General features: G+C 73.4%; 20 protein-coding genes. 5 read left to right on the top strand and 15 right to left on the bottom strand.

Features of this window, described 5'->3' with window-relative positions; translation table 11 throughout:
* A partial coding sequence (locus V7E46_RS03885; RefSeq protein WP_333767071.1) for a hypothetical protein occupies nt 1-789 on the bottom strand: 789 nt, incomplete at its 3' end.
* Nucleotides 789-2,051 carry a VWA domain-containing protein gene (locus V7E46_RS03880; protein WP_333767070.1) on the bottom strand — a complete coding sequence of 421 codons (1,263 nt, stop codon included), beginning with the start codon at nt 2,049-2,051 and terminating at the stop codon, nt 789-791. The genes V7E46_RS03880 and V7E46_RS03885, both read right to left, overlap by 1 nt.
* A gap of 218 nt (nt 2,052-2,269) precedes the next feature.
* Here V7E46_RS03880 and V7E46_RS33800 point away from each other — a divergent pair, with 218 nt between their 5' ends.
* The 4 genes from V7E46_RS33800 to V7E46_RS03855 all read left to right on the top strand — a co-directional run bounded on the left by V7E46_RS33800 (nt 2,270) and on the right by V7E46_RS03855 (nt 5,293).
* Entirely contained in the window at nt 2,270-2,995 is a 726-nt protein-coding gene (locus tag V7E46_RS33800) for a DUF4232 domain-containing protein (protein WP_443053974.1), read from the top strand.
* A gap of 447 nt (nt 2,996-3,442) precedes the next feature.
* A complete protein-coding gene (locus V7E46_RS03865) occupies nt 3,443-3,904 on the top strand; it encodes a class F sortase (RefSeq protein ID WP_333767069.1) in 462 nt (153 codons plus the stop codon).
* A 53-nt stretch (nt 3,905-3,957) separates the two neighbouring features.
* The gene (locus V7E46_RS03860) at nt 3,958-4,446 is read left to right on the top strand and encodes an RNA polymerase sigma factor (RefSeq protein WP_329182158.1); all 489 of its coding nucleotides are present in this window, start codon (nt 3,958-3,960) and stop codon (nt 4,444-4,446) included.
* Nucleotides 4,430-5,293 (top strand): DUF4232 domain-containing protein, encoded by an 864-nt coding sequence (locus tag V7E46_RS03855; protein ID WP_333767068.1) that lies wholly within the window; start codon nt 4,430-4,432, stop codon nt 5,291-5,293. The genes V7E46_RS03860 and V7E46_RS03855 overlap by 17 nt, the downstream gene beginning before the upstream one ends.
* Here V7E46_RS03855 and V7E46_RS03850 read toward each other — a convergent pair.
* Both V7E46_RS03850 and V7E46_RS03845 read right to left on the bottom strand, forming a co-directional pair.
* Nucleotides 5,288-6,115, bottom strand: a complete 828-nt coding sequence (locus V7E46_RS03850; protein ID WP_333767067.1) for an FHA domain-containing protein — start codon at nt 6,113-6,115, stop codon at nt 5,288-5,290. The genes V7E46_RS03855 and V7E46_RS03850 overlap by 6 nt on opposite strands.
* A 34-nt stretch (nt 6,116-6,149) precedes the next feature.
* Nucleotides 6,150-8,072 (bottom strand): serine/threonine-protein kinase, encoded by a 1,923-nt coding sequence (locus V7E46_RS03845; RefSeq protein WP_333767066.1) that lies wholly within the window; start codon nt 8,070-8,072, stop codon nt 6,150-6,152.
* Between the two features lie 1,257 nt (nt 8,073-9,329).
* Between V7E46_RS03845 and V7E46_RS03840 the strand changes: the two genes are divergently transcribed.
* On the top strand, nt 9,330-9,893 hold the full coding sequence (locus V7E46_RS03840) for an RICIN domain-containing protein (protein WP_333767065.1): 564 nt from the start codon (nt 9,330-9,332) through the stop codon (nt 9,891-9,893).
* A gap of 141 nt (nt 9,894-10,034) precedes the next feature.
* On the opposite strand, the gene V7E46_RS03835 is transcribed toward V7E46_RS03840, so the two are convergent.
* The 11 genes from V7E46_RS03835 to V7E46_RS03785 form a co-directional block, all read right to left on the bottom strand.
* Entirely contained in the window at nt 10,035-11,042 is a 1,008-nt protein-coding gene (locus V7E46_RS03835; protein WP_443053971.1) for a pectate lyase family protein, read from the bottom strand.
* Between the two features lie 287 nt (nt 11,043-11,329).
* Complete coding sequence (locus tag V7E46_RS03830; protein ID WP_443053975.1) at nt 11,330-12,622, bottom strand: pectate lyase family protein; 1,293 nt, start codon at nt 12,620-12,622, stop codon at nt 11,330-11,332.
* A 215-nt stretch (nt 12,623-12,837) separates the two neighbouring features.
* Nucleotides 12,838-14,187, bottom strand: a complete 1,350-nt coding sequence (locus V7E46_RS03825) for an ABC transporter substrate-binding protein (RefSeq protein ID WP_333767064.1) — start codon at nt 14,185-14,187, stop codon at nt 12,838-12,840.
* A gap of 23 nt (nt 14,188-14,210) precedes the next feature.
* Nucleotides 14,211-15,029, bottom strand: coding sequence for a PmoA family protein (locus tag V7E46_RS03820; RefSeq protein WP_333767063.1), 819 nt, complete (start codon nt 15,027-15,029; stop codon nt 14,211-14,213).
* Nucleotides 15,026-16,213, bottom strand: coding sequence for a Gfo/Idh/MocA family protein (locus V7E46_RS03815; protein WP_333767062.1), 1,188 nt, complete (start codon nt 16,211-16,213; stop codon nt 15,026-15,028). The genes V7E46_RS03820 and V7E46_RS03815 overlap by 4 nt, the downstream gene beginning before the upstream one ends.
* A 14-nt stretch (nt 16,214-16,227) precedes the next feature.
* Nucleotides 16,228-17,127 carry a carbohydrate ABC transporter permease gene (locus V7E46_RS03810; RefSeq protein WP_333767061.1) on the bottom strand — a complete coding sequence of 300 codons (900 nt, stop codon included), beginning with the start codon at nt 17,125-17,127 and terminating at the stop codon, nt 16,228-16,230.
* Complete coding sequence (locus V7E46_RS03805) at nt 17,124-18,029, bottom strand: carbohydrate ABC transporter permease (RefSeq protein WP_333767060.1); 906 nt, start codon at nt 18,027-18,029, stop codon at nt 17,124-17,126. Before V7E46_RS03805 ends, V7E46_RS03810 begins: the two co-directional genes overlap by 4 nt.
* A 76-nt stretch (nt 18,030-18,105) precedes the next feature.
* Entirely contained in the window at nt 18,106-19,839 is a 1,734-nt protein-coding gene (gene araD / locus V7E46_RS03800) for an L-arabinonate dehydratase (protein ID WP_333767059.1), read from the bottom strand.
* Nucleotides 19,836-20,741 (bottom strand): dihydrodipicolinate synthase family protein, encoded by a 906-nt coding sequence (locus V7E46_RS03795; protein WP_333767058.1) that lies wholly within the window; start codon nt 20,739-20,741, stop codon nt 19,836-19,838. The genes araD and V7E46_RS03795 overlap by 4 nt, the downstream gene beginning before the upstream one ends.
* Entirely contained in the window at nt 20,741-21,391 is a 651-nt protein-coding gene (locus V7E46_RS03790; protein ID WP_333767057.1) for a GntR family transcriptional regulator, read from the bottom strand. Before V7E46_RS03790 ends, V7E46_RS03795 begins: the two co-directional genes overlap by 1 nt.
* Before the next feature lie 243 nt (nt 21,392-21,634).
* The gene (locus V7E46_RS03785; protein WP_333767056.1) at nt 21,635-22,327 is read right to left on the bottom strand and encodes a ribonuclease H family protein; all 693 of its coding nucleotides are present in this window, start codon (nt 22,325-22,327) and stop codon (nt 21,635-21,637) included.
* Between the last annotated feature and the right edge of the window lie 104 nt (nt 22,328-22,431).

Raw genomic sequence — 22,431 nt, 5'->3', positions numbered from 1 at the left:
GTGCGGCCGGGGGCGGGACGGCGGGCCGACCGGACCTCGGGCCAGGCGGTGGGCGCCGAACGCGGCCAGCACGGCGAGCAGGCCGCCGCCACCGGTCCACAACCAGCGCGGGGACCACCACGTGCCGGCCCAGCCGTCGCCGGGTGCGACGTCGGGGGCGTTGCGGGAGACCACGGGGATGACGGAGCCGTCGACCGCGTTACGGCCCGCGGTGCCGTGCGAGGTGGCCTTGACGGCGACCCGGACCGGCTGGCCGAGGTCGGCCTCGGGCACGTTCAGCGCGGTGAGCCGCAGGTAGTAGGCGCCACGCAGCGGGTCGTTGGACCAGGTGTCGGCCCAGGCGCGCACCGGCCGCAGGGTGCAGGCCAGTTCGACGCTCGCCGCGTCGGCCGCGGCCGTACGCGTCTGGGCGCCGTAGCGGCACGGCTGACGGCGGCGCAGCCCGTCGTAGACGTCGACCTGCCAGGTCGAGGCGCCGTGCGCGGCGGCGGTACCGGAGCCGGAGCCGAAGGTCACGGTGGCCTTCACCGTGACATTCTCCCCGGTGTCCGCGGCCACCACCCAGTACAGGTAGTCGCCCGCCGACGCGGTGGCGGTGGCCTCCTCGCCCTGCTGGATCACCGTGGCGGTACGGAAGTTGGTGCCCGCCTCGGTGGGCGGCCCGTCGTCGGCCGTCGTGGTCGGACTCGGGGTGGCGCTGGGAGTGTCGGCCGCGGCATGACCGGTCAGTACGGCGAGCGCGGTGGCCGCGAGCAGGCCCGCGGCGGCGAGACGTCGTGCGGTGCGCATCAGGAAGCCCTCCCCGAGTTCGTCCGCCAGCGGGCGGCCCAGCCGGTCAGCAGACCGGCCACGGCGCCGGTGACGGCCAGCAGTCCCAGCAGCCACCAGCCGCGCCCGAGGCCGTAGAAGGCCACGTCGGAGGGCTGGTCCGGGCTGTGCACCAGGTCGATGGACAGCTCGACCGGCAGGCCGGGGGTGATCTTGACGGAGGCGGGCGCGGAGAAGGAGTTGCCGACCTGGAGGCATACGGTCTCCGCCGGAGTGTCGGAGTCGGCCTTCGGCTTGGGGTAGCGGATGCCGGCCGAGACGGCGTCCGTGCGCCCGGTGCCGCCCTCGTCGTCGCGGACGATCTCCCGGCCGTGCAGCGTCACGCCGCGCAGCAGCACGCCGTAGCCGACGTTGACCGCCCGGTCGTCGCTGATGCTCACCGCGGCCCGCAGCTCCTGGCCGGGGCGTACGTCGACGCGGTACCAGCGGTTCTCGGAGAAGGTCTCACGGTCGGAGTACAGGCCCGCCTTGAGTACCGGCGCGTCCGCGCAGTTCGCGGCGCCCTGGGTGGCCACCGGGGTGACGACCGGCTCCGTGCTGCGGTTGACCAGCTGCTTGACCTTGGTGCTGAGCTGCGTCCTGTGCTGCACGGTCGTGTACGTGCCGCCGGTGGCCTCCGCGATACAGCTGAGCTGGTTGCGGGTGGTGGAGTCGGGGATCAGGCCGAGCGTGTCGATGACCAGGTGGATGCCCTGGGCGGCGATGTCGCGGGCGACGTCGCAGGGGTTGGCGGCGCAGGTGTCCTCGCCGTCGGTGATCAGCACCATCCGGCGGGTGCCGTCGCCGCCAGCCTTGAGGTCGCTCGCCGCCGCGAGCAGCGCGGGGCCGATCGGGGTCCAGCCGGTCGGGGCGAGCGTCGCCACCGCGGTCTTGGCCTCGGTGCGGTTCAGCGGGCCGACCGGGTAGAGCTGCCGGGTGTCCTTGCAGCCGGTCTTGCGGTCGTTGCCCGGGTAGTCCGCACCGAGGGTGCGTATGCCCAGTTGGACGTTCGGCGGTGTCGAGTCCAGGACGTCGTCGAAGGCCTGCTTCGCCGCCGACATCCGGCTCTGCCCGTCGATGTCCTTGGCCCGCATGGAGCCGCTGACGTCGAGGACGAGTTCGACCTTCGGTGAGGGTTGCGCCACCGGTTCGTCGGCGGCGGCGCTCGCGGGCAGCAGCCCGCACGCGAGAGTGGCCAACAGGCCACCGGCCATTCCCGTGGCCATCAGTCTTCTCATGATCATCGCAGGATCGTAGTGAAGGTCCGGCCCAATCATGAAGTCGGCTGGTCAGCGGGACGGCTCGGGTGCGGGTCAGCCGACTCCGCACCGGGCGGCCGGACTTGGCGAAGTCTTTACAACCCGGCCGGGCGCTGTGTCGTCTCTGGTCGCGATTCCGGTACGGCCCGGGTCCGCGCTCGCTCCCGGGCGCGGCGGGCCGCCGGAGAGAAGAGGGACGGGACATGCGCAGCACTTCACTGGCCGCCGCCGCGGCGGCGGTTCTCGCGGTCGCGGTCACGGGGGCGGCCCCCGCCGTCGCCTCGGCCCCGGTGGGCCTGGCCGGCACCCCGATGTGCGCGACCTCGCAGCTGACCGCCGCGCTGGGCGGCGGGGACGCGGGCGCGGGCAACCTCTACCGCTATCTGGTCCTCACCAACCACAGCTCCACCTCGTGCCACCTGACCGGCTACCCCGGGGTGTCGCTGCTGGACGCGGGCGGCAAGCAGATCGGGACGCCGGCCGACCGGCAGCCGAGCCGCTACGCGGCGGTGGTGCTGCGGCCCGGCGGGTCGGCGAGCGACACGATCCACACGATCAACCACCAGGGGACATGTCTGCCGGCCTCGGCGAAGGTGCGGGTGTACCCGCCCGGGAATACGGCGGCGGTCGTCATCGCCGGGAAGGTCACGAACTGCGATCACCTCCTGACGGTGACGCCGATGGCTGCCGGGCGGGACGGCAGTGACCCCGTGGGGTCGGCCCCCACGACCGCGGCGCCCAAGCCGACGCCGTCCCCGTCGTCGGGGCGGCAGGTGCCGGTGGTTCCCGCCGGGGCGCCCGACACCGGGCTCGCCGCGACGGGTGGCGGCGGTCATTCGGCGGTGGTCGCCGGTGCGGGGACCGGTGCGGTCTTCCTCGGCGGGCTGGCCGTGGTCGCCGCAGGACGCCGGCGGCGGGCTCGGGGCTGACCCTTGACCCCCGCGAACGATCCCGTGCCTGTGCCTGTGCCTGACCCGACGCCGGCCTCGCGATGCCCTGCGGCTCCTTGCCGTTGCGGGGCTGCTGCGGGTGCGTTGTGGCTGGTCGCGCCGTTCCCCGCGCCCCTGGTGGATGCCCCCTGCCGCAAGGACCAGCCACACCAGGGGCGCGACCAGCCGGAGCGGACCCGCGGCTCGAAAGCCGGCGATCAGGCCCCGAAGGGGCGCGGGGAACGGCGCCACCAGCCACGACGGGCCCGCGGAGGCCCCGCAGGGTACGTCGGAGTGGTCGCCGCGGCCGTGCTGCTCGCCGGGTGCACGGGTACAGGCGCCGGCGCCGGCGGCACCGGGGCCGGGCCGAGCGGGCCGGCCGGGCGGGGCGGGAGTACGTCGGCGCCGCCGACGCCCGCGGGGTCCACGGGGGCGAAGGCCCCGGCGATGGCGAAGTCGTCGCCGGAACGGCTGCGTATCCCGAGCATCGGCGTGGACACCCCCGTCATCGCCCTCGGCCTGGCGGCCGACGGGTCCGTACGCGTACCGCCGATCGAGGCGCACGCGCCGGCCGGGTGGTACGACGGGTCGCCGACGCCCGGGCAGACCGGGCCCGCCGTGCTGCTGGGGCACGTGACCGTCGGGCGGTACGGCGACGGCGTGTTCCGGCACCTGGACCGGATGCGGCCGGGCGACCGCGTCAGCGTCGTACGCGCCGACGGCTCGGTGGCGGTCTTCGCCGTCGACACCGTGCAGACCGTCGCGAAATCGCGCTTCCCGGCGGAGGCGGTGTACGGGAACGTGGACCACCCCGCGCTGCGTCTTATCACCTGCGGAGGCACGAAGGTGTCGGGCGGCGGCTACCCGGACAACGTGATCGTCTACGCCTCGCTGGTCGGCGGCTCGTGAACCACTGGCCCGCGGCGGTCGGCACATCTGCGCCAGGAGTGAGGAGGGCGGTCATCCGGCCAGCAGAGCACGCTGCCTCCGAGTTGTTCGAGGCCGTCTATCCGCGGCTCGCGGGCTGGTGCCGCCGGCTGGTGGACGACGACGGGACCGCGCACGAGATCGCCGCTGAGGCCTTCACCCGGCTGTGGGCGCGCTGGACCAGGGTCGAGGAGCCGAACGGCTTCCTCTATGTGACCGCGGCCAACCTGGTCCGCGACCACTGGCGCAGAATGGAGCGCGAGCGCCGGGCGCTGCGCCGGGTGACCACCGAGCAGTCCGTACGCCCGCAGGCGGATCCGGCCGACCCGTCCGTACGGCTGCTGGTGCAGTCGCTGCCCGAGCGGCTGCGCAATCCGGTGCTGCTGTACTACTACGCCGACCTGCCGGTCCGCGAGGTGGCCGCGCTGCTGGGCCGGAAAGAGGGAACCGTCAAGGCCGATCTGCACGCGGCACGCGAACTGCTCCGCGCCCGACTCGAGGGACACCATGACCGGATTTCCTGACCGCCGGGAGGGCGGCCCGGACGGCGACCGCGCCGGCCCCGCGGAGCCGCTGCTGCGGCAGCCGCCCGGGTATCTGGACGCACCCGCCGGCGCCTTCGGGCAGATCCGGCGGCGCGCGGCGCGGCGGCGCCGGGTGCGGGCGGCGGGCGGCGGGCTGGCGGCGGCCGTGGTGCTGACCGGTTCGGTGTATCTGGTCGGCGCGCTGACCCCGCACGGCTCGGACGACGTGGTGAGCCCGCCGGCCAGCGATTCGCTGACCAGCGCGGCCCCGTCGGCACCGGCGCCGACCCGGGACGCCGCGCCCGTACCGTCCCCGACCGTGCCGGACGGGCGGCACAGCACCGGTGCGCGGGGCGGCACGGCCACCGCCACCGGAACCACGGCGACCGGCACGCCGACACCGGGCGGCCCCCGGGGCGGCGCGAGCACCGGCACGACCCCGAGGTGCGCGACCTCGCAGCTGACCGCCGCGCTCGGCGGCGGCGACGCGGGCGCGGGCAGCCTCTTCCGGTATCTGGTGCTCACCAACCACGGCTCCACGGCGTGTCATCTGACCGGCTATCCGGGGCTTTCGCTGCTGGACCCGGACGGCGGGCAGATCGGGACACCGGCCGACCGGCAGCCGATGAGCTACGCGGCGGTGGTGCTGCGGCCCGGCGGGACGGCGAGCGACACGATCCACACCGTCAACCAGCAGGGCACCTGCCTGCCGGCGTCCGCGCGGCTGCGGATCTACCCGCCGGGCGATACCGCGTCGCTGGACTTCACCGGACAGGTCACCGTCTGCGACGGCCTGTTCACCGTCACCCCGTTCATCGCGGGCGCCGAGGGCAATCCGCCGTCATGACCAGGTGTCGTCGTCCGGCCGCACGTCGAGCAGCGCCAGATCGGGCGGTACGAGGGTGGTGGACAGCAGGAGTTCGCGCAGCAGGTGGTCGTTGAGGGTGTTGCCGACCGGCTCGCCGATCTCCTCGCGGGTCAGGTAGGGGACGCCGTCCCGGGACAGCCGGGTGCGTACCGCGCTGACCACGTGTTCGACCTTCTTCGGCCCCCAGGACGCGCCGGGTTGCAGCCGGGCCAGGTGGGCGGCGGTGTCCTGCCAGGTCAGCGGCTGGGGGCGCACTTCGTGCAGCAGGTAGCGGCGGCCGAGCACCACCAGCACCAGGCGTTCCTGGGCGGTGAGGATCCAGGTGCGCGGCGGCAGCGTGATGTCCGCGGGCCGCGGGGTGGGGGCCGTGCCGTCCGCGTCGGTGACGTAGACCTCCAGCAGGTGCTCGCGGTGGCGTGATCCGCGGACGAACAGCGGGGTGTAGCCGGTGTCCAGCGGGAGTGGCTCCTCGCCGGTGAAGAGCAGCCGGCCGCGGGCCAGCCGGATCGGCAGCCGGCCGCGGTTGCTGATCCACCACTGGCCGCCGCGGTGGGTCAGCGTGCCCTGGTGGCGGCTGACCAGCGGGTCGTCCTCGCCGAGGCAGACGTGCACGGCCGGGCGGTTGCGGCCGAAGAGGATTTCCCGTCCGGCGCCGGGGCCGAGCCGCATGCCGCCGGTGAGCGCGAGGGCGAAGACGGTGCCGGCGACCGGCGCGGACACGCCTCTGGCGAGGCTGCCGTGGGTGCCGGGGAGCCGCTTGCCGCCCGGCAGCTCTGCGGCGCCGTCGGGGCTTGTCGTCATGGCTGGATCCTCGTGAAGGGTCGGGATGGGGCCGTCACGTGCCGGGCAGCCGTGCCGCGGCCGTCGTGCCCAGGTGTTTCGCCGTGTCGCAGAGCTTCCCCAGCGCGCCGGTGCCCGACACCGTGAGGTCGGCGAGTTCCTCGACGCGCTGGCCGGTGATGTCGGTGAAGTCGCGGTTGACCAGACGCAGGGTGCAGGTGGCCCGGTCGTCGTACTCGGGTACGACAAAGCCTCTTCCGGCGCCGAAGGCGACGGGCGTGCCGTCACTGGTGTCCAGCGGCGGGGAGTTGCGGTCGAAGACCAGGTCGACTCCGCTGTCGCCGTCGGAACTGCGCCAGTGGCAGCCCCAGTTGCCGAAGTCCCGCTCGGCGCCGGCCGCTTGGACGCCCGGCAGTGCGCCGAGCGCGGCGGGGGTCAGCAGGGCGCAGGCGTCGGCGGTCGCGAGGGAGGCGGGCACGGCGGCGGAGGGGCGCCGGGGGACGGTGCCCGCGCGCATCACGGTCACCGCGTGGCCGGTGGCGGCGTCGGCCATGGCGCACAGGTCGGGTCCGCTGTCGCCGATCAGCCGGGCCATGAGCTGGATGTGGTTGCCGTCGTCGAGTTGGAGGGTGCGGTCGCACTCGTCGCCGTCGAGCGCTTCCGCGGCGACGGTCACGTTGCCGGTCCTGCGGGTGGGAATGTGCGAGCCGGCCTCGATGTCGGTGCCCAGCAAGGTGGCGGCGACGTCGACGACCGGGTCCTCGTGCGGCGGCCCGACCAGGATGTCGCAGCGGTCGAAGTTGCCGTAGTCGGCGGCCAGTTGTGTGCTGCCGAAGCGGGCGAGCGGTGCGGTGGCGAGGACCGAGCAGGGGTCGGCGCTGCGGGCGTCGCCCAGTGCGCTGCGCGCGGTCGCGGCGGTGGGCGCGGTGGGCGCCGGGGCGCTGTGCGCGCCGCCCGGGGTACTCGGCTGCGCCCGCGCCGGTGATCCGTCGTCCCAGGGGGCCGCGGTCAGCAGCACCGCCGCCAGTACGGCGACGAGCGCCACGGCCGCGACGGCGGTCCAGGCGCGCCGCCGGGGCCAGGTGCCGAGCGGGCCGAGCGGCAAGGGGCCGCGCCGCCGGTCGAGGGCGGCCCCCTCGTTGTGCAGCCGGCGGACCGCCTCGGACGGCGGGGCGACCTCGGCCATCAGCTCGCGGGTCTCGGCGGCGGCGGGCCTGCTGCCGGGGTCGATCCGCAGCAGCGCGGTCAGCGGGCCGGTGAGCTGCCCGGCCTGCCGGGGCGGCTCGATGTGCCCGTCCCTGGCCCGGCCGATGTAGGCCAGCGGGCTTGCCGCCTCGCCGTAGGGCACCCGGCCCTCGACGGCGGCGAAGAGCGCGGCGCCCAGCGAGAACTGGTCGGACTCCCGGCTGGCCGGTTCGCCGCTGGCAACTTCCGGGGCGAGGTAGCGGGGCTTGCCCGGCACGCCGCCGCTGAGGCTGTCGCGGGTGTCGTCGCTCCACAGGGCGCGGGAGATGCCGAAGTCGGCGAGCTTGGCGATGCCGTCGCCGGTGACGAGGATGTTCTCGGGCGTCACATCGCCGTGCACCACGCCCTTTGCGTGCGCGGTCGCGAGCGCGTCGGCGATCTGCCAGCCGATGGCGGCGGCCTGCTGCGGGCTGAGCGGTCCTTCGGCGGCGACGATCGCGGCGAGGCTGCGCGAGGGCACGTATTCCATCACCAGCCAGCTCCGGCCGCCGCCGTCGATGTGGTCGAAGACCGCGACGATGTGCGGGTGGTGCAGGCGGGCGGCGTTGCGCGCCTCGTTCTTGAGCCGCTTGGCGGCCCTCTCGTCGTTCACGCGGGCGCACTTGACGGCGACCGTGCGGTCGAGTTCGCGGTCGTGGGCGCGCCATACGACACCCATGCCGCCGGCGCCGATGCGTTCCCGCAGCAGATAGCGCCCGGCTACTTCGTCACCGATCTCAGCCGTACCCCGCACCGCGCCGCCCCACTGCACACATCACGCCTCGTGCCCGCTCCGACACGCAAGGAGCGTACTGCAACCCGGCCTGTCCCGGTCGCCACTCGCGTCTCTTCGGTACCGGCTGCGTGACGGTGTCCGGGACCGGTCCCGGACACCCGGGCTTGACGTCCCCTGGTCCGGCAGGCAGCGGCACGGGAAGGAGCGCGGGCGCGATGGGTCCGGGGCGGAAGACCGCGCGGCGGCCGCTGTTGCGGGAGGGCGGGACGGCGGGTGCCGGCTGCCTGGTGGACCGCTACCTCGGGCAGGGCGCGTACGCCGGGGTCCACCGGGTGCGGCACCTGCCCAGGGCGTGCCGGCGTTCAAGCCGCCGGAGACCCTGCTGGGCTTGCGCGGTGACTCGCGCAGCGGTGATGTGTGGGCGCTGGGGGTCGTCGGCTTTCTGCTGCTGACCAGCCGGCTGCCGTACCCGAAGGGCCTCGCGGGCTGGATGACCGGCTCGCACCGGCGGGCGCCGCCACCGCCGCCGGGCGCGCAGAATCCGGACGTCGACCCGGAGCCGGCGCGGATCGTGCTGGACGCGCCGGCCGTGGACCGGGAGGCGCGGATCCGGGACGCGGGGGCGCTGGCCGAGCGTTTCGCCCGGCGCGAGCGGCGGCGGGCGGCGGACCCGCGCGTGGCGCCGGTCCCGGTCGCCGAGGCGCGGGGGCGCCGGCCGCGGACGACACCACCCGGCTGCGCCCGGTCGTCACCGGCCTGGGACGGCTGGTCCTGTTCGACGCGGTCCGCACCGGCGCCCCCGCGGACACCACCGTCCGGCGGCAGCGGTGAGCACCTCACTGAACCGCGGCGCCGGACCGCACAGGGGGCAGCCCGGCGCCGCACCCCGCCCGACCCCGCCGGACGCGGGCGGCGTACCGGACACGGGCGAGCCGGCGTGCCGGCGGCGGCGGCCCGGGCCGCGCGGCGGCCGGTACGCCGGGGCGCGGCGGCTGCTGGACGGGCTCGGAGGCGGCGGCGCCGAGGACCCGGCCGTCCTGGACCTGCTGGCGCGGATCCACGCGCAGTGCGGCGAATTCGCCGCGGCGGACGCCTGCTGGGCGCGGGTCCAGGACGCGGACCCGCGGCCCGCCCCGGGAGGTGCCCGGCGAAAAGCCGGAGCTGACGGAGTGTCACGGGCGCCGCGAACCTCCGCCGTCGCTACTCTGCGTGGCGATGCCGCACTCAGGGACGCCGTGCCCCTGTGCGGCAGCCAGAGATTCGGAGGCAAGAAGCATGAAGACGCACAAGCGCTGGGCCGTGGGCCTGGGAGCCGTCGCGGTCGGCGCCGGGCTGGTGTCGGGCTCGTTCAGCCCGGCGATGGCCGACGGCTCCGCGGGTGCGAGCCCGCGAGCGGTCGTCGCCCGGCAGTTCACGCTGCGGCTGGCGAGCAATCCCGGCCAGGTCGCGAACGTGCGGGGTGCGTCCACCGCGAACGACGCCCCGGTCGTCCAGTACCCCTGGACCGGCGCGGCCAACGAGCGCTGGGAGGCGGACTCGGCCATCGACGGCTACTACCGCTTCACGTCCGTCCACAGCGGCAAGTGCCTCAACGTCAGGGGCGGCGGCACCGCCGATGACACCCGGGTCATCCAGTACACCTGTAGCGACGCCGACAACGAGCTGTGGAAGTTCGTGCCCAAGGGCATCGGCTACCAGATCGTGGTGAAGTCCAGCGGCAAGTGCCTCAACGTCAGGGGCGGTGTCGGGGTGGACAACCCGCTCATCCAGTACACCTGCACGTCCCAGGGCACGCCCAACGATGTGTGGCTGCCTGTCTGGGAGCCCGTCGAGCGCTGACCGCGAAGTCCTGCCGTCCACACACAGTCACGCACGGTCGCGCCCGCCGCGGCCGGGCGTCCCGCGACCGCGCCGGCCGGTCCCGGTCGGGACCGGCCGGCGCGGTGCCGCCCGGTCGGCGGCTCAGCGGCCGTGCGACGCTCAGACCTTGCCGGTGCCGGCGCCCGCGCTCACCGTGGCGGCCACGGTGGAGGCGGACTCGGGCGACCAGCTGTAGGTCGGCTTGTACGAGGACGTCCGGGTGATGTCCGTCGTGGAGTTGTCGAAGATGTTGTCGGCCTGGTTCGCGTAGCCGTCCACGTCGCTGTCGCCCGTGGTGGTGATGGCGTCGGGGACGTTGGTGAACACATTGGCCTGGACGAAGACCTCGGCGCCCATCCGTGAGTGGACGCCGCTGTCACCGGCGTTCTGGAAGTAGTTGTTGAAGATGTGCGACTTCCCGAAACGCAGGCTGGGCAGACGGGAGTTGACGTTGGTGAACCAGTTGTGGCTGTACGTCACCCGCAGGTGGCCGGTGTCCTCCGAGGCGTTGTCGTCGGAGTGTCCGACCAGGCTCACCTTGTAGTGGTCGTGGAATTTGTTCCACGACACGCTGACATTGTCGGCGGCGTGGGTGATGTCGAGCAGACCGTCGTAGTAGTCCTTGCCGTGGGTCTGGTCGGACGACAGGTCGTTGTGGTCGATCCAGACCTGCGTCGACTTCTGCACGGTGATCGCGTCGGTGCCGACCGCCTTGCTGATGACCAGGTTGCGGAGGATGACGTTCTGCGCGTTCTTCAGCCGGATGCCGCCGCCGGTGAGCCCGGAGTTCGAACCGACGCCGAGCACGGTGGTGTTGGACCCGACGTCGACCTGGCCGGACAGGGAGATGAGGCCGGATATCCTGACGACCTTCGCGGTGCTGCCGGTGACCGCCGACTTGAAGGCGGACAGGCTGCTCACGGTGGTGGCCGGCGCGGAACCGCCGCCGGTGGTGCCGGCCCCGTAGCCGACCGGGGACGACTCGAACGAGGCCGCCTGGGCCTGGCCCGCGCCGCTGACGGCGGGGACGACGGCCAGCGCCAGCGCGCCGAGCGTCGCCGCGGCGGTGAGACCGGGGCCGCGGCGTAAGGCGGACACCCGGGACAGGTGGGGGGAGGTGAGCTTCACGGTGGTGTTCCTCTCATCCGGAGGATTCATGTGGGGGGTGCTGTCGCTGGGGGTTCGGCGACCGCGGGGAGCAAGCGCTTTCTGTCAGACAATTGTGCCCGGTGCACTCGGGCTCACGATCTGACAGTGCGCGAAAAGCGGCTCTGAGGTTGAGTTTCACTGACGCGACAGTACGTTGTCGCCAGCGGCTCCAGGACGACGCCTAGCGTCGTGTTCCTTAACATAGCAAGCGCTTGCCGTTCACGTCAATGCCCCTCGTGCACATATGTGACGCACCGGCCGCCGGGTCACAGCCGGCCCGCGCCGGCGCCGGCGTCGACGATGTGCGGCACGGAACGGGGGTCGTCGACGCGGGTGCGCAGGGTCGGGGTCCAGCCCGCGCCCCGGGCGATCGGGGTGGCGGGGTTGGCCGCGTTGAAGGCGCCGAGCAGATCGGCCGGGCGGCCGTTGACGTGGTTGTGGTCCTCGGTCATCGCGGTGCCCTTCCAGTAGGCGATGGTCCGGTCCGCGGTGACACCGGCCGGCAGGGTGAACGCGTTGTCCTGGGCGACGAGGTGGGACTGCACCCCGACGCCGAGGCTGTAGACGTAGCCGGCCGCGTCGGTGACGTCGTAGTGGTTGTTGTAGGCGTCGACCTGGCCGAAGCGCACGCGTGGCGCGCGCTCGCCGATGTCCTGGAAGAGGTTGTGGTGCAAGGTGATGCGCAGCTTGCCCGCGTCGGTGGCGGCGGCGCCGTCGCTGTTGCCGAACAGCAGGGTCTTGTCGTGGTCGGTGAAGGCGTTCCAGGAGGCGGTGACGTAGTCGGCGCCCCTGACGACGTCGAGTTCGCCGTCGTGCTGCTGGTAGATGCGGCCGAAGTACAGGGGCTGGCCGGCGTCGGGGCGGCGGCCGTCGGTGAAGGTGTTGTGGTCGACCCAGACGTGGGTGGACCCGGTGACGACGAGGTTGTCGTACTCGGAGTTCCAGTTGCCCGTGTCGCCGTCGGTGGGGTCCCACTGCGGGAAGCAGTCGAAGGCGTCCTCGAAGGCGAGGTTGCGGACGATGACGTTGTCGGAGCCGCTGACCTGGAGGTCCAGGCCCAGCAGCCTCGGATGCCGGCCGACGCCGACGATGGTGGTGTGGGACCCGACCTTCAGCTCGACCCGGGCGGCCTGCGCGGCGGCCGACGCGGCACGCGCGTCCTCCAGCGGGCCGGCGGGCACCTGCCCGGTGCCCCAGACCGCGGGGTCGTAGGCGGCGAGGTAGGCGTCCAGGCGGTAGCCGCCGGTGGCGTAGTCGTCGCAGGACAGCGGGGCGCCCGCGGCGTCCGTATTGCCGTCGATGGTCCCGGAGACCTGGATGATCTTGGGGGTGGCGCTGCCGCCGCCCAGGGCGGCGGCCAGCTCGGCGCGGTTGGTGACGGTGAAGACGTGCGCGTCGTCGGCGGCGGCGCCGCCGGTGGTTCCGCTGCCCTGCGAGGCCCAGCCGTCGCCGGCCGGCAGCGCCTGGCGGACGTAGCGCGGCAGCTTGGCGCCCGTGCCGCAGTGCGCGGGCGCGGCGGCGAGCATCAGGGGGGCGGCGGAGATCAGCATGGCGATCATCGGGACATGGCTCTTGCGCACTGCGGCTCCCGGGTGAGGTGAAGGGGTGAAGGAGAGGACGGCTTGGTGGGAACGGACGGGCCGGGGGGGGGGGGGGGGGGGGGGGGGGGGGGGGGGGCGGGGGGGGGGGGGGGGGGGGGGNGGAGCGCCGGGGTGGGGGGAACCGCCCGCCCCCCGGCGGGCCCGAACCCCCCCCCCCCCCCCCCCCCCGGGGCTCAGGGCTTGTTGTGCTCGGCGAAGTCGGCCCGGGCGGCGTTGAGTTTGCCGGCCAGCTCGTCCGCGAAGTCCTTCGCGGTCATCCTGCCGAGCAGGACCTTCTGGAAATCGGGTTCCGTGTCGGCCTTCGTGATGGTGTTCCAGTCCGGCAGGTAGTAGGGGAACTGCACGATCTTGGTGCGGGGATCGTTCAGCGACTCCATCGCCGCCTTGGTGGGCTTGGCGTCGCTGATCCACTTGTCCTGCCCCGCACCGGTGTTGGCCGGGATGGCGCCGGCGGACTCGTTCCACAGGCTGTTCATCGGCGCGGAGGCGGCGAATTCGATGAACTTCCAGGCGGCGGCCTTGTTCTTGCCCGCCTTGAACATCCCCAGGCCGTCGACCGGGTTGGAGACGATGGTCCGCACCCCGCCGTCCTGCGAGGGCGGCAGGGGTATGCCGTCGACCTTGTCCTTGCCGAAGGCCTTGATGTGGTCGTTGTACGAGCCGAGGTTGTGCTGGAGCATGCCGACGCTGCCGTGGTCGAACTCCGCGACCATGTTCACGAAGTCGTTGTTGAGGTCGGCCTCGGGGGTCGCCTTCTTGTACAGGCCGGTGTACTTCTCCAGCGCGGCGACGTTCTTCGGGTCGTTGACGGTGGTCCTGTCGCCGTTCCAGAAGTTCTCGATGCCGGACTGGGCGTACATCATCTCCAGGGCCTGGGCGATCGAGCCCTTGCCGCCGCGCAGGGTGAAGCCGAACCTGTTGCCCGCCGCGTCGGTGAGGGCAGCGGCGGCCCGGTAGAACTCCGCCCAGGTGGTGGGCGGTTGCAGGCCCGCGGCGGCGAAGAGGTCGGTGCGGTACCACAGGGTGCCCTGGTTGGCGGAGGTCGGGACCTCGTACATCTCCTTGCCCCGGCCGCCCGCCGCCCGGACGCCGGAGACCATGCCGGTGACGAGCCTGCCCTTGAGACCGCCCGCGTCGATACGGTCGCCGAGCGGTTCCAGCGCGTTCTGCGCGACCATGGTGGCCAGATACGCCGTGCCGACGCCGCCGACGTCGGGCAGGCCGCCGCCCGCGATGGCGGTGTCGTACTTCTTCTGCACATCGGCGATCGGGATGCCGACGTACTCGACGTCGATGTCGGGGTACTTCTTCTCGAACGCGGCGATGATCTGCTTCCAGACGTCGGTGCGCACACCGCCGTTGTTGTCCCAGAAGACGATCTTCCCCTTGCCGCTGCCCTCGCCTCCCGAGGCGCCGCCGCCGGAGTCACCGCAGGCGGTGGCGGTCAGGGCGAGTGCTGCGGCGAGGGCGATCCCGGCGGCCGGCCGGGCTCTGCGCTGTCGGTGCTGCTGCGGTCGTGGCATGGCGGCTCTTTCGGTTGTCGGAATCATCGGGTGGTACGGGCGGCGAGCGCGGCGGCCTGGCCGGGTCCGAGCCGGCCGTCGGCGACGGCGGCGACGACCCGCCGGGTGAGGGTGCCGCCCGCGGGTACGGTCAGCGGGCTGCGCCACGCCAGTGCGGGCCCGACACCGGGGTATTCGCGGGTCCTGACGAACCAGGGGTCGGCGGCGCGGAGCACGAGCGTCCAGTGTTCGCCGGCCAGCGCGAGCCATTCGGCCCTGCGGCCGTGGACGGCGTCCTCCCCCGCGGCGTCCTTGGTGAAGACCAGCGGCGGTGTCCCGGTGCGGGGCGCGCGCCAGAAGAAGCCGCCGTATCCGGCGCCGGGGCGGCCGTTGGTGGCGGGGCTGCCGATCCGCAGTGGTCGCGCGGTGGTGTTGGTGAGCGTGAAGGCGAGGTCCAGCTCCCACGCGGTGGCCGTCAGCTGCCGGACGTGCAGGGTGCGCCGCTCGTGCAGCAGTCGGCCGCCGGCGGCGGTCCAGGCCAGTTCCTCGGTGAAGCCGTCGTCCGCCCGCCGGGTCCAGCGCAGATGGCGCTGCTCGCCGTGGTTGTCCAGTTCGGTCGGCCCCTGGTCGCGCACATAGGTCCTGCCGCCCCAGAAGTTCCGCCCGGCCACGTCGGGCACCGCGATGCCCGCGCCGAGGTGGTGGCGGTGGTCGGCGGGCATCAGCTCGGTGACGACGGTGCCGCCCAGGGTGGTCAGCGGGTGCAGGTAGGGGCGCGGGGACAGCCGTCCCTGGACGTCGGGCCGGTGGACGTAGCTGCCCACCTGCCGGTCGCCGCAGCGCAGCGGCACGGCGGCGGTCACCGGTGCGCCGCCGTCCGAGGTACGTTCCCGGCCCAGGGCGCGCCCAGCTCGCCGAAGGTCGCCAGGCGCTCCGCCGCGGCGGTGACCAGCTCGTCGACGCCGTGCACCACCCGGCGGTGGGAGCACTCCCCCGGGACGGCACGCCAATGGCAGCCGGGGACCGCCTGCGGGTCGTCCGCGGTGCGTACGGCCTCGACGACCCGCATGAAGGCGCCGGTGGCCTGCGGAGGGACGAGCAGGCCGACGCCGTCGGCGCGGTGCGCGAGCAGGTTCTCCAGCAGGTCGGTGCGGCCGAAGACCTGCTCGCCGGGGCCGTGCCCGGCCCGCTGGAGCAGCACCCGGTCCTGCTTGAACCACAGCGTGATCCGGCCCCTGCTGCCGTGCACCACGACGTACGGTTCCGCCGCCGCCGCCGCGCACAAGGTGGCGGCCACCACGATCGTGGTGCCGCGGGCGGTGCGGATCCGGACGCAGGAGGTGTCGTCGGACTCGATGTCGTGGGCGCGGAAGAGCTCGGTATCGATCGAGGCGACGTCCTGCTCGCGGCTGCTGCCGTCCAGGTGAAGTGCGGTGGCGACCGCGTGCGCGAGCGGATTGGTCAGCACGCCGTCGACCACGTCGGTGCCGGCCAGGATGCGCCGTCCCGACCAGGCGGCGCGGCTGAAGTAGTGCTCCTCGCGCACCCAGTTGCCGGCCGCGCCGATGCCGCGCAGCTCCCCCACCGCGCCGTCCTCGATGAGCGTGCGCACCGCGGTGACGGCGTGCGAGCCCAGCGACTGGAAGCCGATCTGGCAGGCCCGGCCGCTGCCGGCGAACCCGGCGGCGAGCCGCCGGTATTCGGTGAGGGAGGGCGCGGGCGGCTTCTCCAGCAGGACGTCGGCGCCGCCGGCCGCGGCGGTCAGCGCCAGTTCGGTGTGGGTGTGGATCGGGGTGCAGACGATCGCCGCGCGGGCGCCGGTGCGCTCGATCAGCTCGCCGAGGTCCCGGCCCTGCTCGGGCCGGCCGAGCCGGGTCAGCGCAGCGGCCTCCAGCGGCCGGACGTCGCAGACCCCGGCCAGCCGTACGACGCCGCGGGCGGTGAGGCGGCGCAGGTTGTCCAGGTGCCAGTGGCCGTGTCCGTGCCCGCCGGCCAGCACGACCGGCACCGGGCCGGGGCGGGGCGCCGCCGCGGGGCTGCCGCTCATGCCGCTCATGCTGCTCATCCCTTCACCGCGCCCGCGCTGAAGCCGGTGATCAGCCACTTCTGGATGAAGGCGAAGACGACCACCACGGGCACCGCCGCGATGACCCCGCCGGCGGCCAGCGCGCCCAGGTCGACGCTGTCGGCGCCGATGAGGGTGTTGAGGCCGACCGGGATCGTCTGCTTGTCCTGCTCGCTGAGGAACATCAGCGCGAACAGGAAGTGGTTCCAGCTGTGCACGAAGGCGAAGGAGCCGACGGCGACGAGGCCGGGCCGCAGCATCGGCAGCACGACGGCGAAGAAGGCGCGCAGCCGGGTGCAGCCGTCGACCCAGGCAGCCTCCTCCAGTGCCTCGGGTATGCCTTTGATGAAGCCGCTCAGCAGGATGACCGACAGCGGCAGCTGGAAGGCGGTCTCCGAGATGACCACGCTCCACAGCGAGTTGATCAGCTGCAGGTGCCGGAAGATCTGGAAGAGCGGGACGAGCATCAGCGCGCCGGGGACGAACTGCGAGCACAGCAGGGCGGTCAGGAAGGCGTTCCTGCCCCTGAAGCGGAAGCGGGCCAGCGCGTATCCGCCGCTGAGCGCGACCACCGTGGTGGCGACCAGGGTGGCGACGCCGACCAGCATGCTGTTCTGGAAGAAGATCCCGAAGGACCGGTCGTTCCAGACCTTGTCGAAGTGCGCGCCGGTGGCCGGCCACGGCAGCAGCGAGGTGGAGCCGTCGGGGCGTACCGCGAAGAGCAGCATCCAGTAGAAGGGGACCAGGGTGAACAGCAGGTACAGGCCCAGCGGCAGGTAGATCTGCCAGCGCGGCGGCCCGTCGGCCGGTCCGCGTCCGCGGCGCCGGCCGGTGCCGGGGCGGGGGACGGCGGCGGACGGCACGAGGGCGCCTTCCTCGACGAGTGCGGCGGTCATGCGCGGTCGCCTCCGAACTTGCTCAGGCGCAGGTAGAGGACGGAGAAGAACAGCAGGATCACGAAGGCGACGGTGGTGAGCGCCGACGCGTAGCCGAAGTCGTGTCCGTCGAGGCCGGTGTTGGCGACGTAGAGCGGCAGTGTGGTGGTCTGGCCGGCGGGGCCGCCGCCGGTCAGGGTGTAGAGCAGGTCGACGTTGTTGAACTCCCAGACCGCCCGCAGCAGGGTGGACAGCACGATCGCGTCCTTGAGATGCGGCAGGGTGATGTGGAACAGCTGCCGCAGCCGGCTCGCGCCGTCGACGGACGCCGCCTCGTACAGTTCGCCGGGGATCGACTGGAGGTCGGCGAGCAGCAGGATCGCGAAGAAGGGGACACCTCGCCACAGTTCGGCGAGCGCTGCGGCCCAGAAGACGGTGTGCGGATCGGACAGCACCGAGTGGCCGTAGGAGCCGATACCGGCGTCGGCGAGGTAGCGGGTCATGCCCGTCGAGGGGTTGTAGAGCAGCATCCAGATGGTGGTGGTCAGCACACCGGAGACCGCCCACGGCGAGAAGACCAGCGCGCGCGACAGGCCGCGGCCGATGAAGGTCTGGTTGACCAGCAGCGCCAGGGCCAGGCCGATGACCAGTTGCAGGCCGATCTCGACCACGACCCAGCGCAGGCTGAAGCCGAGGCTCTGCCAGAACCGCGGGTCGTCGGTGAAGATCCGGGTGAAGTTGGACAGGCCCGCGAAGCCGTTGCGCCAGGGTTTGGTGACGTTGTAGTCCTGCAGGCTGTAGTAGAGCACGCTGATCATCGGGTAGGCGATGAAGCCGAGCATCAGCAGGGCTGCCGGGGCTATCAGCAGATACGGCAGGCGCCGGGTGCGCCGTCCTGGGTTCTTCGCCACGGCGATGGCCATGACCGGGGCTCCTTCGTTGCGAAAGGGCGTGTGCCGGGGAGTTCGGCCGCCCGGACGGACAGGTGGGCGGCCTGGGTCAGCCCGCGTAGGGTTCCGGGACCCGGCCGGGTGCGGCCAGGAAGCGGAAGTCGCAGCCGGTGTCGGCCTGGGTGATCTGTTCCTGGTAGAGCGCGCCGTAGCCGCGGCCGTAGCGGGGCTCGGGCGCCCGCAACCCGGCCCTGCGGCGGTCGAGTTCGGCGTCCGGGACCTCCAGGCGCAGGGTGCGGGCCGGCACGTCGAGGGTGACCGGGTCGCCGGTGCGGACCAGGGCGAGCGGGCCGCCGACGTAGGACTCGGGGGCGATGTGCAGGACGCAGGCGCCGTAACTGGTGCCGCTCATCCGGGCGTCGGAGATCCGCACCATGTCGCGGACTCCCGCTCTGAGCAGGTGGTCGGGGATCGGGAGCATGCCGTACTCGGGCATGCCGGGGCCGCCGAGCGGGCCGGAATTGCGCAGCACCAGCACGCTGTCCGCGGTGATGCCCAGATCCGGGTCGTCGATGGTGGCCTGCAGCGTCCGGTAGTCGTCGAAGACCACGGCGGGCCCGGTGTGGGTGAGCAGCTGCGGCTCGGCGGCTATGTGCTTGATGACGGCGCCGTCCGGGCACAGGTTGCCGCGGAGCACGGCGATCCCGCCCTCGCCGGCCAGCGGGTCGGCGGCGGTGCGGATCACGTCGTCGTTGTGCACGGCCGCGCCGGCCAGCTGCTCGCGCAAGGTGGCGTGGCCCGCGGTGGGGCGGTCCAGGTGCAGCAGTCCGGTGATCCGGGACAGCAGTCCGGGCAGGCCGCCGGCGAAGTGGAAGTCCTCCATGAGGTACCGGCCGCCGGGGCGTACGTTGGCGAGCACCGGGACCGTACGCGCCAGCCGGTCGAAGTCGTCCAGGGTGAGCCGGACCCCGGAGCGGCCGGCCATCGCGATGAGGTGGATGACGGCGTTGGTGGAGCCGCCCAGGGCCAGCACGGTGGTTACGGCGTCCTCGTACGCCTCGGGGGTGAGGATCGCGGAGGGCCTCAGGTCGCGCAGCACCAGGTCCACGACGCGCAGGCCGCTCGCCGCCGCCATCCGCTCGTGGGCGGAGTCGACCGCGGGGATCGAGGACGCGCCGGGCAGCGTCATGCCCAGGGCCTCCGCTGCGGCGGTCAGCGTGGAGGCGGTGCCCATCGTCATGCAGTGGCCGGCGGAACGGGCCAGACCGTTCTCCAGTTCGGCCAGCTCGCAGTCGCCGATCAGGCCCGCGCGCTTGTCGTCCCAGTATTTCCACATGTCGGTGCCCGAGCCCAGCACCTCGTCGCGCCAGTGCCCGGGCAGCATCGGCCCCGCGGGCACGAAGACGGCCGGCAGGCCGGCGCTCGCGGCGCCCATCAGCAGCGCGGGGGTGGTCTTGTCGCAGCCGCCGAGCAGGACCGCGCCGTCCACCGGGTAGGAGCGCAGCAGCTCCTCGGTCTCCATCGCCAGCAGATTGCGGTAGAGCATCGGGGTGGGCTTCTGGAACGTCTCGGAGAGGGTGGCGACCGGGAATTCCAGCGGGAAGCCGCCGGCCTGCCACACTCCGCGCTTGACGGCCTGGGCGCGGTCGCGCAGGTGGCTGTGGCAGGGGTTGATGTCCGACCAGGTGTTCAGCACCGCGATCACCGGCTTTCCCAGGTGCTCCCGGGGCAGGTAGCCGAGCTGCCGGGTCCTGGCCCGGTGGCTGAAGGCGCGCAGGCCCTCGCCCTCGTACCAGTGGCTGCTGCGCAGCGCGGGCGGGCGGGCGGCTCTGTCCTCGCTCACAGTCCCCAGCCCTCCACCGCGGCGGCGACCTCGGCCCGCCGGGCCTGCGGCAGCGCGCTGCTGGGCGGCCGTACTTCGCGGCGGCACAGGCCGAGCGCCGCCAGCGCCTCCTTGACCACGGTCACGTTGTCGGCGGACTGGCGGGCCGCGCGCAGGTCCTCGAACCCGCGGATCTGCTCCCAGACCTTCATGGCACCCGGGTAGTCGCCGGCCCGCAGCGCGGCGAGCATGTCCAGCGAGATCCGAGGCGCGACATTGGCCAGGCCCGAGGTGAAGCCGGTCGCGCCGGCCGCGAAGTAGGCGGGCGCGTACAGCTCGGCGAGGCCCGCGAGCCACACGAAGCGCTCCAGGCCGGCGTCCCGGGCGAAGGCGGCGAAGCGGGCGGCGTCGGGCACCGCGTACTTCACGCCGACCACGTTGGGGCAGCGCTCGCCGAGTTCCGCCATCCGGCTGCCGTCGAGCAGCGGGTTGCGGATGTAGGGGACCACGCCGAGTTCCGGCACAGCCCCGGCGATGGCGGCGTGGTAGGCCACCCAGCCGTCCTGCGAGACGTACGGGTGCACGGGCTGGTGCACCATCACCATCCGCGCGCCGCAGTCGCGGGCGTGCTCGGCCGCGCCGATCGCGGTCGGCAGGTCGTGGCCGACGCCGACGATCACGGTGACCGGGCGCCGCGCGGTCTCGGCGAGGGTGTCCTGCACGACCGCCTGGCGCTCCTGCGGGGTGAGGGCGTAGAACTCGCCGGTGTTGCCGTTCGGGGTGACGGCGGCGATGCCGCCGTCCAGCAGCCGGCGCAGCAGCAGCCGGTAGGCGGGTCGGTCGATGCCGCCGCCGGCGCCGAAGGGGATCACCGGGATCGCCACCACACCGGCGAGGGCGGTCGCGAGCGCGGTCCTGTCCATCACTGGCCCTCCTGTCCGTCGTCGGGGAACGCCCGGCGGACGAAGTCCGCGATGTGCGCGTGCAGCAGCCGGGCGGCATCCTGCGCGTCGCCGGCCAGGGCGACCCGCAGGATCTCCTGGTGCTCGTGCGCCTCGCGCTCCCACGACGGGTCGGCGGCCCAGGCGACGGTGGACACCAGCGCCGCCTGGTCGCGCACCTCGTCGAGCATCCTGGCCAGCAGCGGATTGCCGCACGGCAGGTAGAGCGCACGGTGGAAGTCCCGGTTGGCCAGGCTCCGGTCGGCCCGGTCCTGCGCCTGCTCGGCGCGCACCAGCGCGTCCTGGGCCGCGCCGAGCGACGCCTCCCGGGTGATGGTCCTGCGCAGCGCCTCCGGCTCCAGCAGCAGGCGTACGTCGTAGACCTCGCGCGCCATCGCGGCGTCCACGGTCCGCACGGTGACGCCCTTGTACTGGCTCATGACCACAAGACCGGTCCCGGCGAGCGTCTTGAGCGCCTCGCGCACCGGGGTCTTGGACACCCCGAACTGCGCCGCCAGGTCCGCCTCGACCAGGGCCTGTCCCGGGCTGAGCTGCCCGGTGAGGATGCGGTGCTTGATCGCTTCGAGGACGTACTGCGTCCGGGAGGGGATCGGGGTGGGAGCGAAAGTCATAGGGCTCTCAGATCTCGCGTATCAGGTCTCATATATGACGTACGAAGTACGACGCGATGAAAGTAGGGCCGCGGGGAGCCGTCGTCAATGCTCCGCGCGGGATCGGTTGCGCGCCCGGCCGTGCGCCGCCGCGGACCGCGGGAGGTCAGGGGACGACGAAGCCCCCGTCGCCGCGGGGTGCGCGGGTGACGGGGGCGGAGGGTGCGTGCGGCGCCGGGGCGGCGGCCGGTCAGCGGCAGTCGGTCAGCGGCAGTCGGGGTGGCCCCAGCCGTCGGGGTTCTTGGTGATCGGCTCGCCAGCGGCGTAGGACCGGCCGCAGCGGCAGCGGCCGGGGAATTTCGCCTTGAGGGTGCGCGGCGCTCCCCCGCCCCTGGTGTCGGACCCGGCCGTCGCCGTGCCCGCGGCGGCGCGGGGGGCCTTGCGCACGGTGTCGGTAGTGCGCGGCGGCAGCGGCGAGCCGAGGTCGCTGCCGGCCGGCTCCTGGACGATGGCGGCATGGCTGGCGGCGCGGTCCGCGAAGTCGTTGAGCCGGTCGCCGTCCACCTGATGGGCGGGGACGTAGCGGAAGTCCACCGTGCGGCCGGTCAGCAGCGCGTCGATCCGTACGACCAGCTCCTGGTTGGCGACCGGCTTGCCCGCCGACGTCTTCCAGCCCTTGCGCTTCCAGCCCGGCAGCCAGGTCGTCACGGCCTTCATGGCGTACTGCGAGTCCATCCGGATCTCCAGCGCCACCTCCGGGTCCACGTCGGTCAGCAGCCGCTCAAGCGCGGTCAGTTCCGCGACGTTGTTGGTCGCGGTGCCCAGCGGACCAGCCTCCCAGCGGACCGGTTCGCCCCGGTCGTCGGCGATGACCCAGGCCCATGCGGCGGGCCCGGGATTGCCCTTCGATGCGCCGTCACACGCGGCGATGATGCGTTCACCCACGTGTCCGAGCATGCCAGTAGACCGCCCCGGAAAGCACATCGCCCCCGTCGCGCCGCCCGGGCGCTCCGCATGCGGGCACCGCGGTCGTCGCCGAGCATGGGTACCGACAAGGACCA

The organism is Streptomyces sp. IBSBF 2435 (assembly GCF_036815005.1).
GTDB lineage: Bacteria > Actinomycetota > Actinomycetes > Streptomycetales > Streptomycetaceae > Actinacidiphila.
This window is presented reverse-complemented; position numbering and strand designations above follow the sequence as displayed.